The organism is Paraglaciecola sp. L1A13, from assembly GCF_009796745.1.
In the GTDB taxonomy this organism is placed as follows: Bacteria; Pseudomonadota; Gammaproteobacteria; order Enterobacterales; family Alteromonadaceae; genus Paraglaciecola.
On sequence record NZ_CP047024.1, the window covers coordinates 1,540,912 to 1,557,699 of the forward strand.

The 16,788-nt window shown below is 42.8% G+C and carries 13 protein-coding genes; 9 read left to right on the forward strand and 4 right to left on the reverse strand.

The genetic code is table 11. From position 1 onward, the window contains the following. The 3 genes from GQR89_RS06425 to nhaB all read right to left on the reverse strand — a co-directional run bounded on the left by GQR89_RS06425 (position 1) and on the right by nhaB (position 4,042). A complete protein-coding gene (locus GQR89_RS06425; RefSeq protein WP_158769292.1) occupies positions 1-1,500 on the reverse strand; it encodes a cryptochrome/photolyase family protein in 1,500 nt (499 codons plus the stop codon). 368 nt (positions 1,501-1,868) lie between these two features. Beyond that, positions 1,869-2,384, reverse strand: coding sequence for a disulfide bond formation protein DsbB (gene dsbB, locus GQR89_RS06430; protein WP_158769293.1), 516 nt, complete (start codon positions 2,382-2,384; stop codon positions 1,869-1,871). A gap of 77 nt (positions 2,385-2,461) precedes the next feature. After that, on the reverse strand, positions 2,462-4,042 hold the full coding sequence (gene nhaB / locus GQR89_RS06435; RefSeq protein ID WP_158769294.1) for a sodium/proton antiporter NhaB: 1,581 nt from the start codon (positions 4,040-4,042) through the stop codon (positions 2,462-2,464). A gap of 245 nt (positions 4,043-4,287) precedes the next feature. Here nhaB and fadR point away from each other — a divergent pair, with 245 nt between their 5' ends. The 9 genes from fadR to GQR89_RS06480 all read left to right on the forward strand — a co-directional run bounded on the left by fadR (position 4,288) and on the right by GQR89_RS06480 (position 15,584). After that, positions 4,288-4,998, forward strand: coding sequence for a fatty acid metabolism transcriptional regulator FadR (fadR, locus tag GQR89_RS06440; protein WP_158769295.1), 711 nt, complete (start codon positions 4,288-4,290; stop codon positions 4,996-4,998). An 838-nt stretch (positions 4,999-5,836) separates the two neighbouring features. After that, positions 5,837-7,546 (forward strand): glucan biosynthesis protein, encoded by a 1,710-nt coding sequence (locus GQR89_RS06445; RefSeq protein ID WP_158769296.1) that lies wholly within the window; start codon positions 5,837-5,839, stop codon positions 7,544-7,546. A gap of 43 nt (positions 7,547-7,589) precedes the next feature. Further along, positions 7,590-9,515: a glucans biosynthesis glucosyltransferase MdoH gene (mdoH, locus tag GQR89_RS06450; RefSeq protein WP_158772157.1), complete on the forward strand. Its 1,926-nt coding sequence runs from the start codon at positions 7,590-7,592 to the stop codon at positions 9,513-9,515. 197 nt (positions 9,516-9,712) lie between these two features. Beyond that, positions 9,713-10,243 carry a sigma-70 family RNA polymerase sigma factor gene (locus GQR89_RS06455; RefSeq protein WP_199271379.1) on the forward strand — a complete coding sequence of 177 codons (531 nt, stop codon included), beginning with the start codon at positions 9,713-9,715 and terminating at the stop codon, positions 10,241-10,243. Continuing rightward, entirely contained in the window at positions 10,240-10,980 is a 741-nt protein-coding gene (locus tag GQR89_RS06460; protein WP_158769297.1) for an anti-sigma factor domain-containing protein, read from the forward strand. The genes GQR89_RS06455 and GQR89_RS06460 overlap by 4 nt, the downstream gene beginning before the upstream one ends. A gap of 144 nt (positions 10,981-11,124) precedes the next feature. After that, entirely contained in the window at positions 11,125-12,723 is a 1,599-nt protein-coding gene (locus GQR89_RS06465) for a DUF4331 domain-containing protein (protein WP_158769298.1), read from the forward strand. A 10-nt stretch (positions 12,724-12,733) separates the two neighbouring features. After that, on the forward strand, positions 12,734-13,270 hold the full coding sequence (locus GQR89_RS06470) for an Ig-like domain-containing protein (RefSeq protein ID WP_158769299.1): 537 nt from the start codon (positions 12,734-12,736) through the stop codon (positions 13,268-13,270). Between the two features lie 74 nt (positions 13,271-13,344). Beyond that, complete coding sequence (locus GQR89_RS06475) at positions 13,345-14,451, forward strand: lipopolysaccharide assembly protein LapB (protein WP_233269100.1); 1,107 nt, start codon at positions 13,345-13,347, stop codon at positions 14,449-14,451. 56 nt (positions 14,452-14,507) lie between these two features. Then, the gene (locus tag GQR89_RS06480) at positions 14,508-15,584 is read left to right on the forward strand and encodes a HupE/UreJ family protein (RefSeq protein ID WP_370461068.1); all 1,077 of its coding nucleotides are present in this window, start codon (positions 14,508-14,510) and stop codon (positions 15,582-15,584) included. A gap of 161 nt (positions 15,585-15,745) precedes the next feature. On the opposite strand, the gene dgcA is transcribed toward GQR89_RS06480, so the two are convergent. Next, the gene (gene dgcA, locus GQR89_RS06485; protein WP_158769301.1) at positions 15,746-16,765 is read right to left on the reverse strand and encodes an N-acetyl-D-Glu racemase DgcA; all 1,020 of its coding nucleotides are present in this window, start codon (positions 16,763-16,765) and stop codon (positions 15,746-15,748) included. Positions 16,766-16,788: the final 23 nt, after the last annotated feature.

Below are 16,788 nucleotides of genomic sequence, written 5' to 3' on the forward strand. Positions count from 1 at the left end.
TTACTGGCTATCCAGCGAGGATAAAAAGCGCTCAGCAGTAAGTTGATAGTCCTGCTTTTTACTCTCGTCCATCTTATCAACCTGATGGCACATCATCGCCCAGCGATGATTTTTGCGTAGCGAATTTTGATTTTTTATTATCCATCTCCAATAGAGGGCGTCCCATATATCAGACCAAGGTCCCTTTTTGTAATGACTCATTTTAATAATGTAATTTGAACCACTAAAGTACGGTTTGGTCGTTATTTGCCCTCCATCGGCGTTTTGACTCATTGCATAAACATTGGGCACCATCACCCAGTCATAGCTGTCCACAAACATGTCCATAAACCAACGATAAATTTCATTCGGTTTGAACTCACATAGAAAGAAAAACCCGCCCAAGACCATCAATCGCTCAATGTGATGACAATATCCAGTGCGTAGAACACGTTTTATCGTATCATCAACAGGCGTGATCCCAGTGTTACCTTGGTAAAATGACATTGGAATGGTTCTATGATGTTCCCAGTCATTGCCGCTACGCATTGATACACCTAAGTCGCTATAAGTTGCTCGCATAAATTCTCGCCAACCAATAATTTGTCGAATAAACCCCTCCAAGCTAGCAAGGGCTACCTTATGTTTATTTGCATGAGATAAGGCCTGACTGATGATTTGTTTGGGTGTTAATAGACCGATATTGAGCAGGGGGGTCAGTACGCTGTGATAAAGCCAGTGCTGGCCTTCAACAATCGCATCTTCATAGGGGCCAAATAAAGCAAAGCGCTGCTCAAAGAAGGCAGTCAACCAGTTTTGCGCCGCTTCATGAGTGACAGGGTAAATAACCCTATTACCATCACCGGGATGGTGAGAAAATTCGCTATGTATACGCTTAATGGCATCCGTGTGATATTTAGTTTCTTTTGCTAAAACAAGTATGGGGAGTTTAGTGAGCTCTTTTTTAGGGATTTTTTTGCGATTATCTTCATCTAAACTCCAACGCCCTGAAACAGGTTTGCCGCCATCGAGCAAAATATTCATGCGGGTACGTTGAAATCGATAAAAGTCAGCCATAAACCAACGTTTTTTGCCAGCACGATAGGCGTCATTCTGGCGTTGAGTATTAAGAAATCCTGGTGTCTTGTACCATTTTATCTGTATTTTTTTCTTATATGCGTGACGTTCGAGACGTTGTTTGAGTATGTAGTCGACAGGATCCAATGTATGGATTAGTTCAATGCCTTGCTCTGTAAGCGCGTTAAATAAACGCAGCAAACTATTTTTCTTTGGCTGATAAGTAAAATAACGACAATCAAAATTATCTTTTTCCAGACGTTCACGATAATAAGCCATTGAAGCAAAGTGCAATTGTAGTTTTTGCTGATGGAAGCATTGAGGGTAATCAGCGTCACCAAAAAATAGGTCGTCTTCAACTAACCATATTCCATGATTTTGAGTTTCTAAACATGGATGCTCAGCAAATAATTGGTGCGGGAAAATAATACTAATTGATCGCAATATATTGTTCACTCTGAGGCATAAATAACACTAATTAGCAGTTTTTACGCCATGGAAATTTTTTAGATCGATTCTAATCATTCAGCATTATTGAATTAGGTTTAAGTTATTGATTTAATTTTTCTTTTAACCAGTTAGTGAATAAGGGGATAATTTTTCTGGTGACGACGCTTTTTATTATTGGTTCACTGCGCCGCGTAATATCAAATTAAGTAACCGTTGCGTTATCTGTATGGGGGAATTAAAGAATGGTGCGCGGTTATTCTATAATGCGTAAAATTAAGTTTGTTAAGACTAACTACGCCTACCTGCTGTTATCTATAAAAAGGGAGCAATGTACTCCCTTTGATTAAGATGTAAATCGTTGCTTAAAGCATGCGCTTTGCAGCCAAACGGCTTAACAACACCACTAACCAACTAACAGTGTAAGTTGCAAAAACCACCATCATCCATTGGGGCATGCTCATATCCATGAATTGCCAATCGATATTCCCGCAATCGCCAGTGGCAGCAAATATGTTTGGCAACCATTCGTGTAAGGGCAACCAAGAGGGAAAGTTTGGCACGATCTCACAGGTGGCGAAAAATGGATTAGCCGCAGTTTGAATATCATAGTGTTCAAAAGCGATTAACCCACCCCAAATAGCTGACACTCCCCAGATGATAAAGGCCAGTAATCGAGTGAGTACATTATTCGTTATTAACACGGGAATACAGGCGAACATGATCCCGAATATGGCTGTTCGTTGATAAATGCACATAATACATGGCTGTAAATCCATAGCATGTTGACTAAATAATGCATAAGCCTCTAATACTAAACTGGATAAAAACAGCAAGCCCCATGCAAGGCGGTTGTCAGGTAAATTAGAAATATAATTCATGGTGTTACTCTTAAAATATTCACTTCAAAAACAAAAAAGCACCGCCTTAATGCGGTGCTTTTAAAGCCAATACAGTCTTAGTGGCCGACTGCGGCAGCTCCTATTGTAGCGCTGTGGTGCTGAATAAAGCCCATATCATACAACCAAGACGTTAAATCAGCTAAGCCAAAATAGGTTGCCGCTAAACCAACAATCGTAAGTACAATCGTATAGGGCAGTGCCATGTAGACCATCGTACCGTAAGACAAACGCAATAGCGGTGCAATTGCTGAGGTTAACAAGAACAAGAATGCTGCTTGTCCGTTAGGGGTAGCAACACTTGGTAAGTTAGTACCTGTGTTAATGGCTACGGCTAGCATATCGAACTCGTCACGCGTGATATGACCATTGTTTAATGCAGCTGTTACTTCAGTAATGTAAACCGAGCCGACGAATACGTTATCACTGACCATGGACAGCGCCCCGTTAGCCAAATAGAACATCACCAGTTGCGAGCGGCCTTCAAAGGTCAGTACCCAGTCTATAACAGGGGTAAATAACCCTTGATCGATAATAACGGCGACAACACCGAAGAACACGCATAACAGAGCGGTAAAGGGCAAGGCTTCTTCGAATGCTTTACCAATCGAATGCTCGTCAATAATACCATTTAGTGAGGTCGCTAATACAATGATCGACAAGCCAATCAAGCCAACTGCTGCAAAGTGACCCGCGAGGCCGATAACTAACCAGATACCAATAAAGCCTTGGACCCATAATTTTGCGGTGTCTTGCTTGGTACGGGTTGTCTCTTGCTCTTCACTGTGGGCGGTAAGAATTTCGCGTACGACTGTGGGTAATTGCGCGCCATAACTAAACAACTTAAGCTTTTCAAGCATAAATGTAGTGGCAATACCGGCAAAAAATACCGGAATAGTCACCGGTGACATACGCACAAAAAATTCAGCGAAATTCCAGCCGGCTTTGTCAGCGATGATTAAGTTTTGCGGTTCACCTACCATTGTCATAACACCGCCCAGAGCAGTACCGACTGCAGCATGCATCATCAGGTTTCTAAGAAACGCTCTGAAATCTTCTAAGTCTTGACGTTTGGGCTGTGCTACATGGTCATCACTGGTATGGTCATGATCTGCGTGAAAGTCTTTGCCCGAAGCCACTTTATGGTAGATGGAATAGAATCCCATACCTACTGCAATAATAACCGCAACCACCGTTAGTGCATCTAAAAAGGCTGATAAAAAGGCTGACGCTGCCAAAAAGGCCATGGACAGCGTGGTTTTATTCTTTAACTTGAGCAATAGCTTGGTAAACATGAACAGCAGCATGTCTTTCATAAAGTAAATACCAGCGACCATAAAGACCAAAAGTAATACTACTTCAATGTTAACGACAATCTCGTGCTTCATGTGCTCAGGAGAAGTCATGCCTATAAAAAGCGCCTCGATGAGCAATAATCCTCCAGGTTGCAATGGGTAACATTTTAACGCCATAGCCAGAGTGAATATAAACTCTAATACTAGTGCCCAACCAGCTAAATAAGGGTCCAATATGAATAAAATCGGGTTGAAAATAAGAAACGCGAGGATAGATTTTTTATACCATTCAGGGGCTTGGCCTAAAAAGTTGCTGTAAACAGCACTAACGATAGATTGTTGCATAGATTGAAACCTTTAAAATTTTCTAGCTTTTATAACTACTTTGTAAATTTTGTAACTGAAAAATGCAAGGGAAATCGCATGCTTAGCTACATTTAACTTAAATAAAGTGATTAAAAGTTTACTTATTGATTGTGACAGTGAGTATATAACTTAACAACTTGTTAAAGATTCATTGTTCCCAATAAAAATCATCTGGTACAATCAGTTTATAACAAAATAATCTTGATAAACTTGCGAGCAATCAAATGATTTATAAGGCACAGAGTCCCGCTGGATTTGCCGAAGAGTACATAGTTGAGTCTATATGGAGTAGTCGTTTTCCTCCAGGTACTATTCTTCCCGCTGAGCGTGAACTATCAGAATTAATAGGGGTAACCCGAACTACATTACGCGAAGTATTACAACGTCTTGCCCGTGACGGATGGCTAACCATTCAACATGGTAAGCCAACCAAAGTGAATAATTTTTGGGAAACCTCAGGATTAAATATTCTAGAGACCTTGGCTCGTCTGGACGAAGAAGGTATCTCTGAGCTTGTCGATCACCTTTTAGCGGCGCGTACCAATTTAAGTGCTGTGTTTATTCGCGGTGCTATCCGTAACAATGCCGAGAAAACGATCGAGATCCTTGAAAAGTATATTGATGTTGAAGGTGATGCGGTAACCATTGCGGTAAATGACTATCAGCTAAATCACGATCTCGCGTTTGCTTCAGGTAACCCAGTATACGTGCTTATGATGAATGGTTTTAAAGGTCTATATTCACGTATTGGCGGTTATTATTTCTCAAGCGAAAAATGCCGAGCATTGACTCAAGGGTATTACAAGCAGTTGTTATCTCTTGCGAAAAAAGGCGATTATGAAAGTGTGCCATTAGTTATTCGTAAATACGGAATCGAAAGTGGTAAATTATGGAATGAGATACGTGACGATATGCCAAAAGGTATTGCGGATTAACATCACTGCGTATCTATCTGAGCTTCTAAAATAGTTATAGTAAGCCGCAATTATTGCGGTTTACTTGTTCTTAAAAGGGGGCTTAAATTCCCCTGTTCTACAATGCTGCCTTTTTAGTGAGCTTTTTTATATCAATCAAATAATTTGTGACAAATATAATCAGCAGCCAGATGTGTTTTTGTTTCCTTTAAGCGGTAAAAATTACAAACCTTGGGAAAATCTACCTGAGTGATGGCTTTTCATTAGTGCCGAAATACTTCTGACTTCAGTCCGAGTTGTTTCTCAAAACAGACAATTAAAACCATTTCTTAATTTACTGTAAGATATTGAATATTATATATTTTTTCACTCAAGTAACCTGATGTCAGTAAAAAGCAACAGTTTAACGCCTAATTTTGCTTATATTTGCTAACGATGCCTAACAGGTGGAACTATTTTGCGACGGACGATAAAACCTGTTAATTATTTAAAATTTTATTAATTTACATGTATCCTGGTTATTCAAACAATATAACGTGGCTGTTAAGGTCAATTTTTAAACCTGAATTGCTTGCGTCAAATCTTACTTGTTTTGCCGATACCCCACGCTAATTATAGCCTCAGCTCTTTTTAATGATTAAAAATAGCAACATTAAATCAGGTTGCTACGGTCAATCTGGCGTTGTAATCCCCATTTTAGCACTCGTTAAAAATCACTTATTATCACCTTATACTTTCGTCTAATACCGCGATGTTTTTGGATGCGTTTTATTTTTGGATCGAAATTTGCAAATTCACTTATAGAAGTCATACCCAGTGTATTGAAACGTTACAAATCAGCAAAGGAAGCCAAAACCCAATGAGAACCCAGAATTCCTTCAATCAGCAGTATTCAACGACCTTCTTACGTCAGCGGAATATGTTGTCGCGTCTCGCCGGTTTAGTGTGTTTATTGGCCAGTGTTGGTGCTTCAAGCCAAGTACAAACGCCAGTACAGGATTCTATTAATGACAAAGATGAAAAAGCCCAACTGGCTCCCGTGCAGGATAAGCAAGCGGTAGAAGATGTAGTCGTGCCTGCAGTGGTTAAAACCAGTGAAGAACGGGTATTCGATTTGGTCTCAGAACAAGCTAAAGCATTAGCAGCAGCACCTTACGCTCAGCCTAAACAAAATTTACCCGCTGAACTAGCCGATATGACTTATCAGCAATACCGAGCTATTCGTTTTAACCCGGAAAAAGCGCAATGGAAAGATAAAGCTAAATTTGAAATGCAATTGTTTCACCCTGGATTCTTGTACCGTACACCAGTTGAAATAAAAGTAGTCGATGACAACAGCGGCACTAAAAATATGCTATTTGAAACGGACCGCTTCATTTATGAAAAAGACGCAGGTCCCCTCAAAGGATTAGTGCCTAAGGACGCGGGCTTTGCTGGTTTCAGAATTCACTACCCACTAAAGACAACTGACTATAAAGATGAAGTCGCTGTTTTTCTCGGCGCCTCTTATTTTCGTTTAATCGGCCCTGGGCAGATATTTGGTATTTCTGCTCGCGGATTAGCGGTTGATACAGCTGAGGGTAGTGGGGAGGAATTTCCCTCATTCACCAAATTTTGGATGTTAGAACCAAAAACAGACGATAGCAAGTTAGTTTTCTTTGCTTTATTAGACAGCAAATCAGTAACTGGCGCTTACCGCTTTGAGCTGGTGCCTGGATTAAACACCGTTATGCACGTGCAAAGTGCTGTTTTTGCTCGTGAAGATGTAAAAAAATTAGGTGTTGCTCCTCTTACGAGTATGTATTTAAGTGGTGAGAACGATACACGGATCTTCGACGACTTCAGACCTGAGGTTCATGACTCTGATGGTCTGTCTATGCACACATCAAGCGGAGAGTGGATCTGGCGATCACTGAACAACCCCAAAGGCTTGCGTGTTACGTCTCTTCAAGACAATCAACCCAAAGGGTTTGGCTTGCTGCAAAGAGACCAAAATTTTACTAGTTATCAAGATACCGAAGCTAACTACCATGCTCGCCCTGGTATGTGGATTACGCCAGATAATCAATGGGGTAAAGGCCGCGTTGAGTTGGTCGAAATTCCAACCAACTCAGAAACCAATGACAATATTGTCAGTTATTGGGTACCTGAAAAGCCGTTCAAAAAAGGCGAAATGCGTGAATTCGATTACACCGTAAAAACCGTAAATGGAGCACTTAACGAAGATGTTACTGCTCGGGTGTCGCGGGTTTTCAATAGTTGGGCTGCATTACCTGGACAAGATAATGCGCCTGATAAAAGTGAACGACAAATGGTTGTGGATTTCAGCGCAGACGCATTTGCTCATTTAGGCCAGTCAATCCGCTTAAAACCCCACTTAACGCTGTCCTCTGGCAAATTCAAAGATTTAGAAGTTATGCAATTACCCGATAAGACGACGTGGCGGGCGCAGTTTAAGCTGATACCTGACAATAACGAAGCCATTGATATGCGTTTGTACTTGACGCTTTCAGGTGAGCAAATCAGTGAAGTGTGGAATTACGTATGGAACGCCAATGAAGTCGAGTAATTGTGTTTCACAAGGTCATCAACATAACATTGAGGGTGAAAATATGTTTATTGATATAAAAGCTAAAGCAGCCCGAAAATGGGCATATGCAGTGATGGTATTCATCACTTCCATTGCTGGTAGCTGGATGATGTATGAAATTTTCTCTGAAAGTGGGGTCACCACGTTAGAAGTAGTGTTGTTAGTGTTGTTCAGCATCACTTTTTTGTGGATATCAGCTGCTTTTTGGAGTGCGTTTATTGGTTTCATATTGCAACTTTTTGACATTGATCCTCTTAAGCTAAGCCGTAATAAGCATTACGTTGGACACATGGATAAAGTGGCCATCAAAAATAGACATGCGATCGTTATGCCTGTTTATAACGAAGACACAGACCGTATTATGGCTGGTTTTGAAGCCTGTCTTTTGGATTTAGAACGTACAGGGCAGCTAGAACATTTTGACTTTTATATGCTCAGCGATACGCAAAACCCGGATATGGCTCAAGCAGAATTAACTGCATGGCACGAACTGTGTCAAAGGGTGGGTAACTTATCTGAAAATATCTATTACCGTCGTCGAGAAAAGAACGTTCATCGAAAAGTCGGTAATCTTGCTGATTTTTGTCAACGTTGGGGTTACCGATATGAATCGATGATCGTACTTGATGCTGATAGCATTATGACGGGTGAGTGTATGCTGACGCTGGTTAAGGCGATGCAGCAAAACCCAATGTCTGGTTTAATTCAAACGGTGCCCATTCCGGTTCGTCAGCAAACTTTATTTGGTCGTTTTTTGCAATTTGCTTCATGTTTATATTGTCCGATGCTCGCCACTGGACAAGCCTTTTGGCAAACCGATAGTGCCAACTATTGGGGGCATAATGCCATTATCCGTGTCGATGCTTTTATCCAACACTGTGGACTACCTACATTAGGCGGCAAGTCTCCTTTCGGTGGGGATATTTTAAGCCATGACTTTGTTGAGGCTGCGCTCCTAAGAAGAGCCGGCTGGGATGTGTTATTACTGGCTGATCTGGAAGGAAGTTACGAAGAAATCCCAAGTAACATTATAGATTACGCGACCCGAGATAGACGTTGGGTACAAGGCAATATTCAGCATCTGGGTATCATAAACGGTAAAGGCCTGCATACCGTCAACCGGCTACATTTTTTGTTTGGCGCTTTGGCGTATATGTCATCATTAGTTTGGTTAGTAATGCTAGTGCTAAGTACCATTGATGCGGTAGTGCGGGCTACATCAGATAAAGTCTTCTTCGCCTCGAATTATTCTTTGTTTCCAGCTTGGCCTGTGGTTAAAACCGATTACATTATTATGCTACTTAGTGCTACAGCCATCATGTTGCTTGGACCGAAATTACTCGGAGCCATTGTTGCATTGGTTCGTCGTCGTGAGCAGTTTGGTGGTGGTATAGCGCTTGTTTCTGGAGCGTTGATTGAAGCGTTCGTAGCAATTGTTATTGCACCTTTGATGATGTTTTACCACGCGTATTTCGTGTTAAATGTGTTAGTTGGTAAGAATGTAAGTTGGGACGCCCAAGGCCGAGAAGGGCGTATGGTGCCCTGGAAAGAAGCCTTTAAACGCACATGGGTAGCCAGTGCCATCGCAATTGGCTGGGGTGCGATAACACTAATGCTAACACCCATTTTATTTTGGTGGCTGGCTCCTGTGTTATTCGGTCTTTTGTTAGCTGCGCCAATCATACGTTTTTCAAGTAGTTTGTATTTGGGCAAGCTTAGTCGCAGTTGGGGTATGTTTATTAGTCCGAGTGAAGTTGAAGAAGTGCCAGCCCTTAGAAAACTCAGGATCCGTTTGGCCAATATGCAACGTCAGGATGAGGTTATGTTGTCTACGCCGTCTATGCCTCCGGAAAATTGGCAAGAGATGCCACAGCAGAGTTTTGCGTTTTTGTCGTCGAGTGTTGAGTTACCCATTCAACGTTTAATCAGTGAAAACAAACATCACTAATCTAGCCTCACAGAGCACTTTGCCTTAGTGAGATATGTATTTGTCACAGACCAATTTTGGTCTTCCAAACCAATAACACTGCGCTTTGTGCCGGCCTGATGGTCGGCATTTTTTTCTGTGACAAATAATTGAATCTAAATTGCGTTGCTAAGCGTTTAATCGTAATAACCATAACTTAATCAATGCTGCAGGACGATATGATACAAGATCCGATGTTGAATTTACTCAGTGCGACGGCGCAAGGAGATAAAGTCGCTTTTGCCGAACTCTATCGAATTTCTAGCAAAAGGCTCTATGCCGTTAGCCTGAAGATGTTGAAGCGTAAGGAGTTAGCAGAAGAAGCATTGCAAGAAGCCTATGTGCGCATTTGGCACAACGCCGCCCAATATCGTGCAGGCAAAGGCTCAGTATTAACATGGATGATCAGCATAGCTCGCTATCGTGCGTTAGACATACTGCGTTACCATGCTGTGCGCAAAGAAGACGTTTTCAGTGATAATGACGATGGCCCCCAGCTATCTAGCGAGCCGATGATAGGCACTGAGAAAGGTTTGTTGGAAAAGTGCTTGGCAGCATTGGAAGTACAACAAAGACAAACTATTCATCTAGCCTATTTTAATGGGATGTCTCATCATGAGGTGACCGCCCATTTGGATCTACCTCTTGGAACGGTTAAGAGTTGGATCCGACGAGGGTTACAATCATTACAACGGTGTTTAAAGTTATGAATTACTTACGCCCTGAGTTATACAACCTTCTCGCTGCACAATATGTGCTAGGTACATTACGTGGGCCTGCTCGTCGGCGTTTTGGCCGTTTGGTCATGGAATTTAACGTGATCAGCGCAGCGGTCAATCAGTGGGAGGTGTACCTAAACTCTCTTAGTGACCAACTGCCAGATGCCGCACCTGATGAAGGTGTTTGGCAACAAATAGAACAGCGTTTAGGTTTTAGTTCGCTTCAAGCCAAGTCAAATATATCTGCTATAGAAGCAAACTCTGAACAAGTTGAGACGAATATCGTTGAACTTAAGACACATAAATCACGTATTTGGCCAAGCTTAGCGGGTCTTGCTACAGCTGCTGCTGTGGTCCTTGCGGTTTTATTGATCCAATTACAGCCTATGCCGAGTCCTGAAGTGAAACAGTTGGCCATGATAAGTAATCAGCAAACTGAGCTATTGTGGAGCATTGAGATCACGGAACAGCAAATTGCAGTGCGTGCCACTAAGGCACTACAAGCACAGTTAAATGTGGATTATGAACTGTGGATTGTGCCACAAGATGGTAGCGCGCCTATTTCCTTAGGATTATTGCCTAAAGATGGCGAACGTACTTTGATTAAACCTAAGCTGTTTGAGCAAATCAATATCGCTGCCTTGGCTGTCAGCATAGAGCCATTAGGCGGTTCACCAAATGGTGCACCTACCGAAGTTTTGTATACAGGAAAATTAGTACTGCTATAAATAAGTATAGCAAAGCCATATGATTTAAAATGTTAAAAAAAGAGAAATGAAAATTTCTCTTTTTTTTTCTTTTAACTTTCTTGCATCCAGTGACCTGACTTGCCCGTTTAACTTAGTTCTACAGGTACATAAAAAGGAAACGTCATGCAAAAAACACAATTAACATTGATTGCCTCGACCATAATAAGTCTAACCTTAGCCCAGGTAGCGCAAGCTTCTAGCCACAGAGAAGCACCTAATGTCACTCGCTCTCCTACGGTTGACTCAACAGATTTCTACGCCTTTAACAGTTATGAAGAAGGTCGTGGTGAATACGTCACCCTGATTGCGAATTATATTCCACTACAAGATGCCTACGGCGGACCTAATTACTTCGCCATGGATCCTGCTGCTATGTATGCGATCCATATTGATAACGATGGTGATGCGGTCGAAGACATGAGCTTCACGTTTAATTTTAGCCAGTCGTTGCCTAATGACAATGCAGGTGTTGCTCTTATGGTCGGCCCTGAAGGTGCTCAAAAGTCAGTAGGCGTACCACTAAAAAATGTGGGAGGCGTCAGTGCTGGTGATCAAACGAATGCCAATTTCATGGAAAACTACACCGTTAATTTGGTGACTGGCCCCATGCGCACAGGTACGAGTGCTTCGGTAATGAACGATACTTCAGGTGGTGCAAGCTTTGGTAAGCCACTTGATTACATCGGTAATAAAACCTTTGCTAGCGCTGAACAATACAAAGCCTACGCAGATAGCTTTGTATACAGCGCGACCATACCCGGATGCGATAGCCCAGCGAAAATATTCGTTGGTCAGCGCAAAGATGCGTTCACGGTGAACCTAGGTAAAGTGTTCGATTTAGTTAACTTTGTTCCGGTTGAAGGAGACAGCGCACCGGGTGCAGGAGACGCAGGAGGATTCCCAGGTGGTATTACGCAATCTACGGACAACGACGATTTAGCGGACAAAAATGTTACGAGTATCGCCATCGAAGTACCGAAATCGTGTTTAACCGGTGCTGGCAATGGCAGCATTGGTGCATGGACGACAGCCAGTTTGCCACAAGCACGTATTTTAAATCCAAATGCCAGCTTTGATAACACCGAAGTCAATGGCGGCGCTATGACGCAAGTATCTCGTTTAGGTTCACCTTTGGTTAATGAATTGGTTATTGGCCTTGCGGACAAAGATACCTTTTCCAGTGCGGCACCAAAAGATGATGGGCAATTCGCGGATTACGTTACCCATCCTACGCTACCTGAGTTACTCAACATCTTATTTAAAGATGCGGTTAACACAACCTTAGGCGCTGAAATTGAAACCTTGGCTCCGACTAACTTCCCACGTACCGATTTGGTAACGGCGTTTTTGACCGGTTTTGAAGGTGTGAATCAGCTTTCAATTGTGACGCCATCTGAAATGTTGCGTTTGAATACGGGTATTGAAGCTAAAGCAGCGGCTATGCAGTCTCCATTTGGGGTTGCTGGTGATGATTTAGCCGGTTTCCCAAATGGTCGTCGTCCAGGAGATGATGTGGTTGATATTGCGCTTCGCGTGGTAATGGGACGTTTGTGTTATCCCATTCCGGTTAATGGCACAGATACAGACCTAGGTTTGTGTGCGCCTGAAGATGCGAGTGTTGGCAATGTGCCCTTTACGGATGGCGCACCTAGTAATGCATCTATGATGGAAACAAGCTTTCCCTATTTAGCGATGCCATTATCAGGTTCTGGCGCAGAATAAGGAGCATAAAATGAGCAACAAAAAAACAAGAAAACTGCCTCACCAAACAGGTATGAGCCAATTAAAAGTCTTAAGCTTCGGTTTGGCGGTAACGGTTATCTTAGCTGGTTGTAATTTTGGCAGTGACGATGACAACAAAAATGTCGCACCCAATGCAGTGTCTTTGGATCTAACCACTCAGACTGAGATCGCGATTACGGACATGCTCAGTGCCACCGACGACGATGGCGACGGTTTGTTATTTAGTTTGGGCGAGGCGCCCACACAGGGCAGTGTAACGGTTAGTGATAACGGTGACTTTACTTATCAGCCGAATCCAGAAGTAACGGGCAGTGATAGTTTTACGTTTTCGGTGAATGATGGAATTAATGAATCTGCCAGTGGCACCGTGAATATCACCATTGAAGCGTTAACTGTGTCGTTTAACACACAAAGCAGAGCTGCTTTCGCTCAGCAATCACAAGACGAGCCGCTGGTAACAAATGGCCGTTCTTTTACTCAGGATGTGGAAGACCCTGATGCATACAATGATTTATTGCCTAACTAACTGAAAAATAGTTTACGTACAAATCAACCGTTTGACAGCGCCAAGGAAGGTGCCCCTTCAAGGAGATATTAAAGGTGAATAAGCAAGTTTCTGCCATACGTGTAATCACGCTCTTTGGGGCGTTTTTGCTATTTATGAACACTTCTTTAAGTGCCGAAAGTTATGTGCCAACGTCTTCCGATACAGTCGTTTCTAAGTGGACGGTGCTGACGCAAAGTGACTCCCCAAGGGAGAAAGTGGCTAGTTTATTAGCTCAAGCCAATATGCCCGGTTTAGCCAGTCGCTTCTATGGACAAGCCAGTGCATTGACCGAGCAATTGCTTAATGCATCCCCCAAGGATCGCCAATTATTATTTTATAAAGCACGAATAGCCCAGCACTATCATAGGTTTGATGAAGCTATCATGCTTTTAAACGACATACTACGTTTCGAGCCTAACCACGCTTCTGCGCTGTTATTAAAGGCTAATGTTTTGTTAGTTCAGGGCAATTTAACCCGAGCAAAGCGCACGTGCCTGCAATTGCTTGGTGTCACTGATTTATGGATAAGTGGCGCTTGTGCTTTGGAGGTAAATGCACAAGAGGGCAAGGCAAGCAATAGTGCCGAGGTAAGTTATATCCAGTTGCAAAATCTTACGCAACACAAATCAGCAAACAGTAATGTTAAAATTGAGCAGCAACTTTGGCTGTCGCAAATTTTAGCTGAATTAGCAGCCAAGCAAGGGTTGTATGACATTGCACTGGAGCATTTGGCGGCATTTGATTTAACCCAGGTACCCGTGAGTTATTTGGTGTTATGGGCCGATATTCAACTGGCAAACGATTCTGCCCAGCAGGTGATGAGCACCCTAGGGCCGATTGTTGAGCAGGCCGATAGTTTTGATGATGCATTATTACTGCGCTTGGCGTTGGCTGAGCAGAAGATAAGTCAACCGACACGCTTGTGGGCTCAGCGTTTAACTCAGCGTATTTATGTGCGCCTGCAACGTCAAGATACGGCTCATGCCGCTGATATAGCGCGCTATTATTTGGACATTTCACCTGATCGTAAAAAAGCACTTATTTGGGCCAAAATTAACTGGCAACATGCGCGACTCGATGTAGATCAGCACTTGCTAGAGCGTGCTATGAACGTACAATATAACACTCAAGATGACCCTCAGCAGCCAGCAGGAATGTAATAGTAGTGAAGAATAACCATAATAAGATCAGATCCTTATTTATTTTTTTAGGCTTTATGCTCGGCCTAATTAGTCAGCCCATTACCGCCCATCAACTAAGTACTGGTTACATTATTGCCAATCTAGACCAGAGTGGACGTATCACGGGTGAGTGGCAGTTAGGTTTAACCGATTTAGAGTTGGTTTTGGGTTTAGATGTAGATCAAAATGGGGAGCTCACCTGGGGCGAAGTGACGAATCGGCGAGCTGACATTGCCAGTTATTTAGCTGAGCACATGCATATCAATCGTGGACAATTTTCCTGTACCACGCAATTCCAAGGTTTAGAGCGCTTAGAAGATCACGCTGATGCCGTATATGCAGTGACAGACTTCAGTGCACAATGCCCTTTAACCGGCACTCTTAATATCGATTACAGCGCAATATTTGATAAAGACGACAGTCATGAAGTGGTGGTGAATATCAGTGACAAAGACAACACGCAAAGTTTTGTATTGAGGGAGTCACAGCAAAGCATTGACGTTGATTTAGCTGACGGCAGCGGCTGGATAACGTTTAAGGAGTTTGTGCATCAGGGAATCATTCATATTTTGATTGGTACCGATCATATTCTGTTTTTATTGGCGTTGTTACTTCCATGCGTACTGATACGAAAGGACGGGCAATGGCAGCGTAACCCCGAGTTGAAAAGAGTATTGAGCACGACTATTTGGATTGTCAGCGCGTTTACTCTAGCTCATTCGGTTACATTAACCGCGACCGCTATAGGCTGGATAGTACCAAGTAGTCGTTGGGTCGAGTTTGGGATTGCTGTGTCAGTGCTATTTGCTGCATTAAATAACGTCAAGCCGCTTATTATACGCTTGGGATGGTTAACCTTTTGTTTTGGTTTACTTCACGGAATGGGTTTTGCTGGAGTGTTAGGCGAATTAGGTCTACCCGCCGACCAAAAGCTGTTATCAATAGTAGCATTTAATCTCGGGGTCGAAATTGGTCAATTAGCTATTGTACTCGTAGCGTTGCCTGTACTTATTATGCTCGGTAAAACTGTCTTATATCGCCGCTGGCTAATGCCTGCAGCATCGATAGGTATTGCGCTGGTGGCACTAAATTGGGTCGTTGAGCGTTTTTAGGCTTGAGTTAAAAACACCATCGATAACCATCCGTTGGGGTAAATAGGGTGTTAAGATGAAGAAAGCCTAGTGGCGTAATTCGTCACTAGGCTTTCTTTGTTTGAGTATCAACAATAATGGCGCTAAATAACGCCTTGTTAGTAAGCCTCTATTTTCTTAAGTTAAATTAATACTTGGCTAACGGGACTGCCCCATAATGCGCTGTTTAGGGGTTGCATAATGCCCTCGGTAATAACAAAACCACTCTCTCGGTCAGTTTTTATTAATAGTGGACCATCTAAATCTACATATTTGGCACAATCGGTTAGCAATGAAATAGGGGCCATGGCAAGTGAGCTGCCTACCATACAGCCCAGCATTATTTCAAATCCCATGGTCTGCGCCTCCTGAGCAAGTAAAAATGCTTCACTAAGACCACCTGTCTTATCAAGTTTAATGTTTACTACGTCGTAGCGATCCTTTAAATAGCCAAGTTCTTTTCGAGTATGGCAACTCTCATCTGCACACAAGGGAACCGGACAAGAATAATCAAGTAGTTCATCATCTTCACCCGCAGGTAAAGGCTGCTCAATAAGCACCACGTTCAACGCTTTTAAGCTATCACCACACGCTTTTAAATCATGGATCGACCAGCCTTCGTTGGCATCGACGATAAATTGGCTATCAGGGGAAGCCTGATGAATGGCCGACATCTTGGTGATAATGTCCTGATTATCCAGTTTCACTTTTATCATGGGAGGGTGGCCGAGGGCTTTCGCTGCTTCGGCCATTGCTTTAGGCGTATCAATGCTCAATGTTTGTGCCGTGACGCAAGAAGCGGGTGTAGTCAACGACAGCATATCGGCCACCGATTTACCCTGTTGTTTGGCTTTTAAGTCCCAAAGGGCGCAGTCTAGAGCATTACGCGCTGCGCCAGAGGGTAGGGTATTAATAAGCGCAGTTATATCGGACACTTCACCGTCAAAATTGGCTAAGCTTTTTGCAACATCATTAACTTGTGCTAACACACTTTGCACAGATTCTTGATAGCGGGCATAGGGTACCGATTCAGCCCATCCTGTATGCACCTCGTCACTTAGGGTTACTATCACTACATCGGCCTGAGTTTTCGCGCCCCGAGCAATACGAAAAACACTTTTAAGGGGAAACGCTTGTTGATATGCCTTGACCTGATAACCCATCTTGTTCACTCCAGTATTCTTAA